The organism is Agromyces sp. NPDC058126, assembly GCF_042884595.1.
Classification (GTDB): Bacteria; Actinomycetota; Actinomycetes; order Actinomycetales; family Microbacteriaceae; genus Agromyces.
This window is the reverse complement of sequence record NZ_JBHVTS010000001.1, coordinates 1-11,841: the sequence shown is the minus strand read 5'-3', so window position 1 is coordinate 11,841 and position 11,841 is coordinate 1. Positions and strand designations below refer to the sequence as shown.

The window sequence follows — 11,841 nt, the reverse complement described above, 5'->3', positions numbered from 1 at the left end:
TTGATCGAATAGTGCAAAATTGCACTTCATGAGCGAGAGTGCAACGAAACCCGAGGGCGTCCGCGCACAGCGCCGGGAGCGCACCCGCCGTGAACTCACCCGGCAGGCGCGCCTCCTCACCATGGAGCGCGGCCTCAGCGGATTCACCGTCGAAGAGCTCTGCGAACGCGTCGGGGTCTCCCGCCGCACCTTCTTCAACTACTTCCACGCGAAGGACGACGCGGTCGTCGGCCACCGCGACGACACGCTCGACGAAGAGGCCCTCACCGAGTTCGTGAACGCGCGGCCGAGCGATGCCGCCGGCATCTCGGCGACGCTCATGCGCGATCTCGTCGGCCTCGCGATCGCGAGCATCCCCTTCGACGTGGAACACCCCGAGGACGAGCCGAACCCCGAGATGCTCGTCGAACGGGAGCCGGGGCTGCTCCCCAAGTTCATGCGCGAGGGCGCAGAGCTCGAGCGCAGGATGACCGGGGTCATCGAGTTCCGCGAGGGTCTCGCCCCCGGCGACCCCCGGGCCGCGATGGCCGTGCAGCTCATCGGCACGGTCGTGCGCGCCTCGGCCGCACGCTACTTCGCCCCCGGCAACACCACCGACTTCGCGGCGCTGCTCCTCGAGTCGCTCGACTCGGCACGCGCCCTCTTCTCCCCCACCCCCGAAGGAACCGAATGACCACCGCACCGCCCGCCCAGGCCGCGCCGCTCCTCCTCACGAAGCGGCGCATCTGGATCATCTTCTCGGCGCTCATCGCCGGCATGCTGCTCTCGAGCCTCGACCAGACCATCGTCTCCACCGCGATGCCGACGATCGTCGGCGAGCTCGGCGGCGTCGAGCACCAGGCGTGGATCACCACCGCCTACCTCCTCGCGACGACCATCGTCATGCCGATCTACGGCAAGTTCGGCGACGTGCTCGGGCGCCGCAACCTCTTCCTCATCGCGATCGCACTGTTCACGGTGGCCTCCATCGGCGCCGCGTTCGCGCCGACCTTCTGGGCCTTCGTCGCGTTCCGCGCCATGCAGGGCCTCGGCGGCGGCGGGCTCATGATCCTGTCGCAGGCGATCATCGCCGACATCGTGCCGGCCTCCGAGCGCGGCAAGTACATGGGCCCGCTCGGCGCGATCTTCGGCCTCTCGGCCGTGGCCGGGCCGCTCCTCGGCGGCTACTTCGTCGACCACCTCACCTGGCAGTGGGCGTTCTACATCAACATCCCGATCGGCATTGCTGCGTTCGCCATCGCCTGGTTCACGCTGACCCTGCCGAGCAAGAAGGCCACGCACCGCATCGACGTGCTCGGCGTCATGCTGCTCTCGGCCGCGACCGTCTGCCTCATCTTCTTCACCGACTTCGGCGGCAGCGCCGAGCACGGCTGGGACGCGATCGAGACCTGGGCGTGGGGCGTGGGCCTCCTCGCCGCCGCGTGCGCGTTCGTCTGGGCCGAGGCCCGCGCGGAGGACCCGATCATCCCGCTCTCGCTCTTCAAGAACCCGGTCTTCATCAACGCGACCGCGATCGGCTTCACCCTCGGCATCGGCATGTTCTCGGCCATCGCGTTCGTGCCGACCTTCCTGCAGATGTCGTCGGGCACCTCGGCGACGGCGTCGGGTCTCCTGATGCTGCCGATGATGGCCGGCATGATGGGCACCTCGATCTGGTCGGGCATCGCGATCTCGAAGTCGGGCCGCTACCGCGCATTCCCGATCGCCGGAACCCTCGTGACCGCGGCGGCGATGCTCGCCATGACGACGCTCTCGGCCGACACCCCGATCTGGCTGATCTGCGTGTACCTGTTCGTGTTCGGCGCGGGTCTCGGCCTCATCATGCAGGTCGTCGTGCTCGTAGTGCAGAACGCCGTGCCGGCCACCCAGGTCGGCACCGCGACCAGCACGAACAACTACTTCCGCGAGGTGGGCGCGTCGCTCGGCGTCGCGATCTTCGGCGCGATGTTCACGACCCGACTCTCCGAGAACCTCACGAAGATCTTCACCGACGCCGGCGCGAGCGCCGCGCAGGCCGGCGACGCGATGTCGACGCTCGACCCGCAGCGCCTCTCCGAGCTGCCGGATCCCGTGCGCGACTCGATCGTGACGGCCTACGCCGACTCGCTGGCGCCCGTCTTCTGGTACCTCATCCCGTTCATCCTCGCGGCGTTCGTGCTGGCGCTGTTCCTCAAGCAGATCCCCCTCTCCGACGAGGCCGGCATGGTCGCCCGCGGCGAGGCGATCGCAGGCTCAGAGGCGGATGCCGCGGAGCAGGCCCTGCGCGGACGCGGCACCGTGGTGACGGGTCCGGCCGACGACGGCGAGGCGGTCTCCTCGGCGACGGGGTCGACGCCCGCCCAGGGCTGACCGGCACCCATTCGGTGCGGTGCATGCGGATGCGCCTACGCTTGACGTGGCATCCGCATGCACCGCCGGAACGAGGGGCCGAGCCCGTCGTCGACGCATGCTCGATGGCCTCGAGAGGCTCGCATGACCCCGTATGAACACCGCCCCTGGCTCGCGCACTACGCCGAGGGCGTGCCGCACACCATCGAGGAGCCGTCGCAGACCCTCGTCGACATGATCGACGACGCGGTCGGCCGGTTCCGCCGTCGCACCGCGCTCGAGTTCTTCGGCGCCGAGACGAGCTACGACGAGCTCGGCGAGCAGATCGCCCGGGCTGCCGAGGGGCTGCGCCGGCTCGGCGTGGAGGCGGGCGACCGCGTCGCGATCGTGCTGCCGAACTGCCCGCAGCACGTCGTCGCGTTCTACGCGGTGCTGCGGCTCGGCGCGATCGTCGTCGAGCACAACCCGCTCTACACGCCGCCCGAGCTGCGGCACCAGTTCGAGGACCACGGGGCGAAGGTCGCGATCGTCTGGAACAAGGTCGCCGACACGGTCGCGGAGTTCCCCGGCGACATCCGGCCCGACCACATCGTCGCGATCGACCTGACGCGCGCGTTCCCGTTCGGCAAGCGCCTGGCGCTCCGGCTGCCGATCCCGCAGGCGCGCCGCTCGCGCGCCGCGCTCACGACGACCCCGACGGCGCGCGGCCTCGTCGCGTGGGAGCGCCTCGTCTCGCGACGCGCGCTCTCGAAGCGGCACCCGCGCCCCGGGCTCGACGACACGGCCGTGCTGCAGTACACGAGCGGCACCACCGGCACGCCCAAGGGCGCGGTGCTGAGCCACCGCAACCTGCGGGCGAACGCGATGCAGGGCCGCGCCTGGGTGCCGGGCCTCACCGAGGGCGACGAGGTCTTCTACGGGGTGCTCCCGCTGTTCCACGCCTACGGCATGACGCTCTGCCTCACCTTCGCGATGAGCATCGGCGCGCGGCTCGTGCTGTTCCCGACGTTCGACTCGAAGCTCGTGCTCGACGCCGCGCGGCACTCGCCGCCGACGTTCCTGCCCGCTGTTCCGCCGATCTACGACCGCCTCGTGCGCGACGCCGTGAAGCACCCGCGCGCGCTCCGCAACATCCGATTCGCCATCTCGGGGGCGATGAGCCTGCCGATCGCGACGGTGGATCTGTGGGAGAACGCGACCGGCGGGCTGCTCGTCGAAGGCTACGGCATGACCGAGTCCTCGCCGATCACCCTCGGCAATCCGATGGGGCCGACGCGGCGCCCCGGCACGGTGGGCGTGCCGTTCCCGAGCACCGAGATCCGCGTGATCGACCCCGACGACCCGAACGTCGACCTGCCCGAGGGCGAGGCCGGCGAGCTGCTGGTGCGCGGGCCGCAGGTGTTCCAGGGGTACTGGCGGCGGCCCGCCGAGACCGCCGAGACCCTGCTGCCGGGCGGCTGGCTGCGCACCGGCGACATCGTGCGCGTCTCGGGCGAGGGCTTCGTCACGATCGTCGACCGCCGCAAGGAGCTCATCATCACGGGCGGATTCAACGTCTCGCCGTCGGAGGTCGAGGTCGCGCTCCTCGCGCACCCCGACGTGCGCGGGGCGGCCGTCGTCGGCCTCCCCGGCCGCTCGGGCGGTGAGATCGTCGCCGCCGGCGTCGAGCTCCGCGAGGGCGCGGTCTTCGACGAGACGGCGCTGCGCGACTTCTGCCGGGCGAGCCTCACGCCGTACAAGGTGCCCAAGCGCATCGAGCCCTTCGACGAGCTGCCGCGCTCGCTCATCGGCAAGGTGCTGCGCCGCGAGGTGCGCGACGCCCTCCTCGAGCGGTAGCCCGCGCCCGCCGCGACGCGTGCGGATGCCTCAGAGCAGGCGCCGCGCGTTCGCCCACGCCGTCAACTCGTGGCGGCTCGAGAGCTGGAGCTTGCGCAGCACCGCCGAGACGTGCGTCTCGACCGTCTTCGTCGAGATGAAGAGCTCGGCGGCGACCTCCTTGTAGGCGTAGCCGCGGGCGATCAGCCGCATGACCTCCTGCTCGCGCGCCGAGAGCCGGTCGAGCTCGTCGCTCGCCTGCGCCGTCTCGCCGACCGCGGCGCCGAAGGCGTCGAGCACGAAGCCCGCGAGCTTCGGCGAGAACACGGCGTCGCCGCCCGCGACGGCGTGCACGGCCCGGCTGACGTCGGCGCCCGAGGAGCCCTTCGTGATGTACCCGCGGGCCCCGGCTCGGATCACGCCGACGACGTCCTCGGCCTTGTCCGAGACCGAGAGCGCCAGGAACTTCGTGCCCGGTACGGCGTTCGCCGCGCGCCGGATCACCTCGGCCCCGCCGCTCGTGCCCGCGGGCACCGCGACCCCGGGCAGGTGCACGTCGAGGAGGACGACGTCGGGCGAGGCATCCGTCACCGCCCTGACCGCCGACTCGACGTCGTGCGCCTCGCCGACGACCTCGATCGTGTCGTCGAGGTCGGCCTTCAGGCCCGACCGGAAGATCGAATGGTCGTCGACCACGACGACCCGCACCCGCTCAGCCACGGCTCGCCTCCCCGTTCACGCGCTCGGCCGGGAAGCGCAGGCGGACCTCGGTGCCGACCCCGCCGGCACCCGGCGCGACCGAGCCCGAGCCGCCGGCCCGGCGCATCCGGCCGATGATCGACTCGCGCACGCCGAGCCGGTCGCCCGGCACCTCGGCGAGGCTGAACCCCGGCCCGCGATCGCGCACGAACACCTCGACCGCCTCGTGGCTCGACTCCACGTACACCGACACCTCTCCCCCGGCGTGACGCGCCGCGTTCAACATCGCCTCGCGCGCCGCCGCCGCGAGTTCGCCGCTCGCCCGCTCGCGGATCTCGCCGACCACGACGACGTCGACCGTCACCGCATAGTCGATCTCGAGCGCCGCCGCGAAGTCCCGCAGGTCGGTGCCGAGGTCGCTGTCGGCCGGGCCGTCGCCCGCGAACAGCCAGTCGCGGAGCTCACGCTCCTGCGCCCGGGCGATGCGGGCGACCTCGCTCGTCGCGCCGGCCCGGTTCTGGATGAGGGCGAGCGTCTGCAGCACCGAGTCGTGCAGGTGCGCGGCGATCTCGCTGCGCTGCTCCTCGCGGATGCGCTTCGTGCGCTCGTCGCTGAGCTCGCGCCACTGGGCGAGCAGGGTCGGCAGGTACACGAGCGCGATGCCGACGAGTGCGGCGAACGCGGCGACGAACGTCGGCACCGGGTACCACGACGCGGTCGGCCCGAGCACGAGGGCGAGCGCCGTGACCGCGAGCAGCACCGTCGCGACGATGCGGATCGCGAGTTCGGCCCGCGGCCCGCGCTCGGGGTCAGGACGGTCGACGAGCGTCGCCCACGCCCCCGCTCCGGCGGCGAGCGCGACCCCGGCGGCGACGAGGCCCAGCCAGGCGACGAGGCCTTCCCCGCCCGATTCGACGACGCGCCCCGGCGTCGCCCACGCGATGATGAGGCACACGGTCGCGGCGACGATCAGGATCCAGGCGACCGGCGCGCGCCGGGTCGGCTGCGCTTCGCCCTCCCGCCACGGGGTCAGCGCCCAGAGCCAGAGGTAGAGCAGCAGCCCGGCGCCGCTCGCGAGGCTCGTCACGACGAACGCAGCACGCACGATCCACACCGGCCAGCCGAGGTGCTCGGCGAGCCCCGCCGCGGTGCCCGTCGCGAGGCAGTCGCGGGGGCGCGTCATCCTCGGCGGCGTCGAAGCGGTCGCCGAGGCGGCCTCCTCCGGCACCGCACGCTGCTCCATGACTGCAATCCAAGCAGACCACGGGGCCGCGGCCACGGGCTGGGGTCCGACGATCAGGGTCGAATCAGGGATCCACCCCATGGCGGGCGGCCCTGCCCGGCTGCCAGCATCGAAGCATGGAGACGAACCAGACCGCCCCAGGGGCCGGCCCAGCGCCGGAGGATGTGCAGGGGGACTCCACGTCCGCCGGCCAGCAGGCCGACGGGGCGGTCGGTTCGTCTCCGAACGGCCCGGATGCCACGGGCCCCGGCTTCTACGCCTGGCTCCGCCGCCTCGGGGTGCCGCGGCGGGCCGGCTGGCTCGGCGGCGTCTGCGCGGGCGTCGGCGCCCGACTCGGCATCGACCCGATCATCGTGCGCGGCATCGTCGTCGTGCTCGCCGTGCTCGGAGCGCCGTTCGTACTCGTCTACGCGATCGCCTGGCTGCTGCTGCCCGACGTCGAGGGCGAGATCCACCTCGAGCGCCTCACTCGCGGCATCGTCGACCCCGCGGTCGTCGGCATCGCGGTGATGGGCGTCATCGGGTTCATCCCGCTGGTGCAGGGCGGATGGCTCGGCTGGCGCTGGTGGCCCGACTGGCAGATCGCCGACCCGGTCTTCGGGTTCGACCTCACCTGGCCGTTGCGGGTCGTCTGGGGCCTGCTCGTCGTCGGCGCGATCGTCTGGTTCATCGTCTGGCTCGTCCGTCGGGCCTCCAACAGCTCCCCGGCCGGCGGTGCGGCACGAATGGCTTCCGCGCCGAGTGCCGCCGGCACGGGGCCCATCGTCGACGCCGGTGTCGCCGGCACGGCACCCGCCGGTTCGGCCGTCGCGTTCACGGCCGGCACCGCGGCTGCCGGGGCATCCACCACCGCCCCCGCCCAGCCGCCCTCGACCGTCGAGCCGCCGGTGCCCGCCGAGGGCGCCGACGCGGCCGCGATCGCCGACTGGCGGGCCCAGCACGAGGCCTGGCGCGCCTCGCACGCCGAGTGGAAGGCCGGTCAGGCGGAGGCCGACCGGGCCGCGCGCGAGCAGGCCGCCGAGGAGACGCGTGCTCGCGCACTCGAGTTCCAGGCGCAGGCGACCGCCGCCCGCGCCGCCCGCAGGGCGAGCCGCCCCCGAGCGAGCGCCGCGTACGTGTTCACCCTCCTCGGCATCGCCGTCGTGACCGGCGCGATCACGGCGATCTGGGCCTTCGGCGACCCCGAGACCGCGGCGTTCAGCACGGCGATCGCCCTCGCCGCCGCGACCCTCGTGCTCTCGTTCGGCATGGTCGTCGCCGCCCTCCGACGCCGCCGCAGCGGCATCCTCGCCACGATCACCGCGGCGAGCCTCGTGGCGATGCTCGTGAGCACCGCGGTGTCGGCCTTCGCCCCGTACGGCACGCTCATCGCCCCCAACCAGTCGATCTCGCTCGGCTACCCGCAGCAGCTCCTGCAGCCCGTCGGCGACGCGTACGTCTCGGTCGGCTCGTACGACGGCTATCCGAACGACGCGCAGGTGATCACCCTGACCCAGGGCACGGGCGACACCTACATCACCGTCGACCCGAACACGTCGATCGTGCTCGACGCGAGCGACGCGGGTGCCATCAGCTACACCGTCTGGGACGCCGACGGCAATCCGTCGCAGCGGCAGTTCGGCGACGTCGACGTCGACCGCCGCATCCTGGTGCTCGGCGATGTGGCGACCGACGACTCCGAGGGCACGACCGCCGACGCGCGACTCGTCCTCCGGCAGAACAGCGGATCGGTCTTCATCGAGGTCTTCGAATGAACGGAGCGAACATGCCCGAGCCCACGCCCGACGAGCGCCGCGACGACACCGAGCGGCTCGCCGAAACGGCCCGTCTCGACGAGACCGCGCGTCTCGACACCACAGCCCGTCTCGACGACGGCATCGAGACGCTCGCCTTCGACCGAGTGCTCGCCGACGACGCCCCGCTGGTGCCGCCGCCCGCGCCCGCACCGGGCGACCGGCCCACCGCGACCGCGACCTCCTCGACCGGCCACGACGCCGGGGCGGTCGCACCGCTCCCCCGCCCGACCATCCGCTGGGGCGCGCTCGTCTGGGCGCTGCTGTTCGGCACGATCGCCGGGTTCACGCTCTGGACGCTCGTCGACCTCCAGCACCGCGACGAGGTGCTGTTCTGGATCGCCGCCGTGCCGATGCCGCTCGTGCCGCTCTACCTGCTCGCCGTGGTCGGCGTCGTCGTCGCGCTCTTCGGCATCGTCGGGCTCATCCGCAGGGGCGAGCGCCAGCGCCGCGCCGCACGCGGCTGACCGCCCGCGGCACGCGACGGCTTCAGCGCCTCACCAGACGGGCAGCTCGCGATCGCCGAGCGGGGTGAGCTCGGCCGGCATCGGCCAGGCGAGCTCGAACCGCATGAGCGGGATGTCGATCGCCCCGAAGTCGTCCTTCTTGACCACGATGCGGTCGGTGCTCACCTCGGTGATGCGCACCCGCAACTCGGAGCCGTCGTCGAGCCGCAGCACGTACGGGTCGGCGAGGTAGCCGATGCCGTGCGCCTCGAGCTGCTCCTCGCCCGCGAGCCAGTCGACGGCGTCGCCGAGCTCGCGACCGAGCAGGTCGACGGGCACGAACCCCTCGCCGTCGGGGCGCAGCCAGCCGACGAGCTCGCCGTCGGGGCGGCGGTGTTCGATGAAGTCGGTGCGGTCCACCCGTCCGACCCTAGTGCGACTCGGCGCCCGCCTAGAGTTCGATGCCCACGAGCACGGGCTCGGGCCGCAGCACGATGCCGAACTCGGCCTGCACGCGCTGCTGCACGAAGCGCGCGAGCTGCGCGAGCTCATCGGCGCTCGCCCCGCCCCGGTTCGTGAGCGCGAGGGTGTGCTTCGACGAGATCGCGGCGCGCGACCCGGGCAGGGCGAACCCGCGCGTGATGCCCGAGTGCTCGATGAGCCACGCGGCCGAGAGCTTCACGAGCGGTCCGGGTCCGGCGGCCTCCGCCGGCGCCTCGGGGTCGGATGCCTCGATCTCGGCCTGCAGCTCGAGGAACGCGTCGAGCGGGGTGCCCGAGGCGATCGTCGAGAGCGGCGTCACCTCGTCGGGCTCGTCGGGCTCGAGGTACCAGCGAGGCGCGTCGGCCGGCATCGCGCGGGCCGTGCGCTCGGTCACGATCGGGTTGGTGAAGAACGAGCCCGCGCTCACCGAGTCGGGGTCGTCGGGGTCGAGCACCATGCCCTTCGAGGCGCGCAGCGCGAGCACGGTCTCGCGCACCCGCGCGATCGGCACCCGGTCGCCGAGCTGCACGTTCAGGGCGCCCGCGAGCTGGGCGTAGGCGATGGGCTGCCCCGGCGCCTCGCCGAGCACCGCGAACTCGGAGGCGGTGTCGTGCAGCTCGAGCTCGACCGAGACGACGATGCCGCGAAGCCCCTGCTTCAGCACCGAGGTGCGGTAGCCGAGCTCGAGCTCCTCCGCGGTCATGCGCCGCGGGCGCTCGGCGCCCTCGTCGAGGAACTCGATCGCGACGAGCGTCGACTCGAGCTCCTGGCCGTAGGCGCCGATGTTCTGCACGGGTGCCGCGCCGACCGAGCCGGGGATGCCCGAGAGCGCCTCGAGGCCCGAGTAGCCGTGCTCGACCGTCCACGCGACGAGGTCGTCCCACACTTCGCCCGCCTGCACACGCAGGCGCGCGACGTCGTCGCCCTCGCCTGCTCGGGGCAGCACCTCGATGCCCTTGGTCGCGACGCGGATGACGGTGCCGTCGAAGCCGCCGTCGCCGACGAGCAGGTTCGAGCCGCCGCCGAGCGCGAGCCACGGGTCATCCGTCGACCATGACTCGACCGCGAGGTCGACGAGGTCGCGCTGGGTGGTCGCGGTGACGAGACGGGCGATCGGCCCGCCGACCCGCAGGGTCGTGAGCTCCGAGAACGAGGCGGCGCCGGTCATGTCAGGCGAGCGCGACGCGAACCTGCGCCTTGCCGAGCACGGTGTCGTCGCCGAGCTTGACGGTGAGGTCGATGCGGGCGACGGTCGCGGCCTCGTCGAGCTGGCCGACCTTGGCCGAGACCGTGACGAGGGCGCCGTCGACGGGGTCGACGACGACGGGACGAGTGAACCGCACCTGGTAGTCGGCGACGCGGCCGGGGTCGCCGGCCCAGTCGACGACCGGCTGCACGGCGAAGCCCATCGTGAGCATGCCGTGGGCGAGCACGCCCGGCAGGCCGACCGACGCGGCGACGTCGTCGCGGTAGTGGATCGGGTTGAAATCGCCGGATGCGCCGGCGTAGCGGACGAGCGAGTCGCGGGTGAGCGGGAACTCGCGCTCGGCGACCACGTCGCCGACGGCGAGGGAGGCGAAGTCGGGGGCGGCCATCAGTCTTCTCCTCGGATGACGAGCGTCGAGATCGCGGTGACGACGTGCTCGCCCGCGGCATCGGTGATCGCCGTCTCGGCGGTCACCATCGAGTGGGCGCCGAGGCTCTTCACGCTCGCGACCGTGAGCGTCGCACTGAGTAGGTCGCCCGCGACGATCGGCCGGGTCGAGGTGAAGCGCTGGTCGCCGTGCACGACGCGCGAGAAGTCGATGCCCGCATCGGAGTCGGCGAGCAGCTGGGCGAGCGAGTGCTCCTGCACGACGACGGCGAAGGTCGGCGGGGCGACGACGTCGGCGTAGCCCGCGGCCGCGGCGGCCTCGGGGTCGAGGTTGACGGGGTTCGTCGCGAACACGGCGCGGGCGAACTCGCGCACCTTCTCACGGCCGACGAGGTATGGCTCGGTGGACGGGTAGACCCGCCCCTGCAGCTCGGGGTTCAGTGACACCCGGACAGTCTATTCGGGGCGGGTCGACCGTTCAGCGCTTGCCGCCGCCGAGGAGGCCGCCGAGCAGGTCGCCGAGGCCACCGCCCGAGCTCGAGCCACCCGAGCCGCCCCCGAGGAGCCCCCCGAGCAGGTCGCCGAGGCCACCGCCCGAGCTCGAGCCGCCCGAGCTGCCGGAGCCGCCCCCGAGCAGGCCACCGAGCAGGTCGCCGATGCCGCCGCCGGAGGCCTCGCTCTCGGCCGGCGCGGCCTGCTTCTGCTGGAACTGCTTCGCGAGGAAGCTCATCACGATCGGCGCGAGGATCGGGAGGAGCTGCCCGATGAGGTTGCCCGCCCCGCCCTCCTTCGTGTCGAGCGCCTTGACGACCTGGTCGGTGTTGCCCCCGAAGACGTTCTTCACGATCTTCTCGCCGTCGGCCTCGTCGACGTCGGCGAGGTTCACCCCGCCCTCGACGAGCTTCGGGTCGTGCTTCGCGACGGCCTTCTCGAGCGACGCCGCGCCGGCCGGGTCGGCGGCGTTGGCGCCCATGCCGGCGAGCAGTGCGGGCAGCGCGTCGCCGACGGCCTGCTTCGCGGTGGCCTCGTCGACCCCGAGCTTGGCGGCGATGTCGCCGATCGGGAGGTCGGCGATGATGTCGTCGATTGCGGCCATTTCGAGTTCCCCATTTCTGCGCGCCCGCCGTCGGGGCGCCGCGGAATCACGGTATCGGGCTGGGCGGCGGCTACGGAAGAGGCGCCCCGCGGGCGCCCGGGGATGCCGCGGGGCGGCGGCGTGCGCTCAGTCGTCGCGCAGTCGCGCGAGCCGGAGCCGCAGGGCGTCGAGCACGAGCTCGAGGCCGAGCTCGAAGACCCGGTCGGAGCGTGCGTCGCCGCGCTCGGCGGTGGCGATGAGGCGGCCGAGACTCCGCGTCGGCGTCCCCGGCTGCCAGATGTCGTCGGGCGAGGCGTAGTCGAGCCCGAAGCCGAGGGCGAAGGAATCGAGCACGGCGACCACCG

General features: G+C 72.8%; 12 protein-coding genes and 1 pseudogene. 5 read left to right on the top strand and 8 right to left on the bottom strand.

The features are described from left to right. Window positions 1-28: 28 nt before the first annotated feature. The 3 genes from ACFVTR_RS00065 (at window position 29) to ACFVTR_RS00055 (ending at window position 4,164) form a co-directional block, all read left to right on the top strand. Window positions 29-673, top strand: coding sequence for a TetR/AcrR family transcriptional regulator (locus ACFVTR_RS00065; protein ID WP_387033922.1), 645 nt, complete (start codon window positions 29-31; stop codon window positions 671-673). Continuing rightward, entirely contained in the window at window positions 670-2,349 is a 1,680-nt protein-coding gene (locus ACFVTR_RS00060) for an MDR family MFS transporter (protein WP_387033920.1), read from the top strand. The genes ACFVTR_RS00065 and ACFVTR_RS00060 overlap by 4 nt, the downstream gene beginning before the upstream one ends. A 123-nt stretch (window positions 2,350-2,472) precedes the next feature. After that, the gene (locus ACFVTR_RS00055; RefSeq protein WP_387033918.1) at window positions 2,473-4,164 is read left to right on the top strand and encodes a long-chain-fatty-acid--CoA ligase; all 1,692 of its coding nucleotides are present in this window, start codon (window positions 2,473-2,475) and stop codon (window positions 4,162-4,164) included. Window positions 4,165-4,194: 30 nt separating this feature from the next. Here ACFVTR_RS00055 and ACFVTR_RS00050 read toward each other — a convergent pair whose 3' ends face one another. Together ACFVTR_RS00050 and ACFVTR_RS00045 are read right to left on the bottom strand one after the other, a co-directional pair. Next, window positions 4,195-4,863 (bottom strand): LuxR C-terminal-related transcriptional regulator, encoded by a 669-nt coding sequence (locus ACFVTR_RS00050; protein ID WP_376941703.1) that lies wholly within the window; start codon window positions 4,861-4,863, stop codon window positions 4,195-4,197. Beyond that, window positions 4,856-6,085: a PspC domain-containing protein gene (locus ACFVTR_RS00045; protein ID WP_387033916.1), complete on the bottom strand. Its 1,230-nt coding sequence runs from the start codon at window positions 6,083-6,085 to the stop codon at window positions 4,856-4,858. The genes ACFVTR_RS00050 and ACFVTR_RS00045 overlap by 8 nt, the downstream gene beginning before the upstream one ends. Window positions 6,086-6,201: 116 nt before the next feature. Here ACFVTR_RS00045 and ACFVTR_RS00040 point away from each other — a divergent pair, with 116 nt between their 5' ends. Further along, window positions 6,202-7,839, top strand: coding sequence for a PspC domain-containing protein (locus ACFVTR_RS00040; RefSeq protein ID WP_387033914.1), 1,638 nt, complete (start codon window positions 6,202-6,204; stop codon window positions 7,837-7,839). A gap of 11 nt (window positions 7,840-7,850) precedes the next feature. Then, complete coding sequence (locus ACFVTR_RS00035; protein WP_387033912.1) at window positions 7,851-8,345, top strand: hypothetical protein; 495 nt, start codon at window positions 7,851-7,853, stop codon at window positions 8,343-8,345. Between the two features lie 30 nt (window positions 8,346-8,375). On the opposite strand, the gene ACFVTR_RS00030 is transcribed toward ACFVTR_RS00035, so the two are convergent. From ACFVTR_RS00030 to ACFVTR_RS00005, 6 genes and pseudogenes are all read right to left on the bottom strand, one after another. Next, the gene (locus ACFVTR_RS00030; RefSeq protein WP_387033910.1) at window positions 8,376-8,744 is read right to left on the bottom strand and encodes a hypothetical protein; all 369 of its coding nucleotides are present in this window, start codon (window positions 8,742-8,744) and stop codon (window positions 8,376-8,378) included. 31 nt (window positions 8,745-8,775) lie between these two features. Further along, window positions 8,776-9,975 (bottom strand): UDP-N-acetylmuramate dehydrogenase, encoded by a 1,200-nt coding sequence (locus tag ACFVTR_RS00025; RefSeq protein WP_387033909.1) that lies wholly within the window; start codon window positions 9,973-9,975, stop codon window positions 8,776-8,778. Between the two features lies 1 nt (window position 9,976). Next, window positions 9,977-10,402 (bottom strand): MaoC family dehydratase, encoded by a 426-nt coding sequence (locus ACFVTR_RS00020; RefSeq protein ID WP_387033907.1) that lies wholly within the window; start codon window positions 10,400-10,402, stop codon window positions 9,977-9,979. Continuing rightward, window positions 10,402-10,848 carry a MaoC family dehydratase N-terminal domain-containing protein gene (locus ACFVTR_RS00015; protein ID WP_387033905.1) on the bottom strand — a complete coding sequence of 149 codons (447 nt, stop codon included), beginning with the start codon at window positions 10,846-10,848 and terminating at the stop codon, window positions 10,402-10,404. The genes ACFVTR_RS00020 and ACFVTR_RS00015 overlap by 1 nt, the downstream gene beginning before the upstream one ends. 31 nt (window positions 10,849-10,879) lie before the next feature. Next, a complete protein-coding gene (locus ACFVTR_RS00010; protein ID WP_387033903.1) occupies window positions 10,880-11,497 on the bottom strand; it encodes a DUF937 domain-containing protein in 618 nt (205 codons plus the stop codon). A 126-nt stretch (window positions 11,498-11,623) separates the two neighbouring features. Next, window positions 11,624-11,841 (bottom strand): annotated as a pseudogene (locus tag ACFVTR_RS00005) (TetR family transcriptional regulator); the annotation flags it as partial.

Bases quoted from the DNA above. Each gene is read 5' to 3' on its own strand.
- ACFVTR_RS00065 (WP_387033922.1), top strand. From the start codon at position 29: ATGAGCGAGAGTGCAACGAAACCCGAGGGCGTCCGCGCACAGCGCCGG.
- ACFVTR_RS00060 (WP_387033920.1), top strand. From the start codon at position 670: ATGACCACCGCACCGCCCGCCCAGGCCGCGCCGCTCCTCCTCACGAAG.
- ACFVTR_RS00055 (WP_387033918.1), top strand. From the start codon at position 2,473: ATGACCCCGTATGAACACCGCCCCTGGCTCGCGCACTACGCCGAGGGC.
- ACFVTR_RS00045 (WP_387033916.1), bottom strand. From the start codon at position 6,085: ATGGAGCAGCGTGCGGTGCCGGAGGAGGCCGCCTCGGCGACCGCTTCG.
- ACFVTR_RS00040 (WP_387033914.1), top strand. From the start codon at position 6,202: ATGGAGACGAACCAGACCGCCCCAGGGGCCGGCCCAGCGCCGGAGGAT.
- ACFVTR_RS00035 (WP_387033912.1), top strand. From the start codon at position 7,851: ATGCCCGAGCCCACGCCCGACGAGCGCCGCGACGACACCGAGCGGCTC.
- ACFVTR_RS00025 (WP_387033909.1), bottom strand. From the start codon at position 9,975: ATGACCGGCGCCGCCTCGTTCTCGGAGCTCACGACCCTGCGGGTCGGC.
- ACFVTR_RS00020 (WP_387033907.1), bottom strand. From the start codon at position 10,402: ATGGCCGCCCCCGACTTCGCCTCCCTCGCCGTCGGCGACGTGGTCGCC.
- ACFVTR_RS00010 (WP_387033903.1), bottom strand. From the start codon at position 11,497: ATGGCCGCAATCGACGACATCATCGCCGACCTCCCGATCGGCGACATC.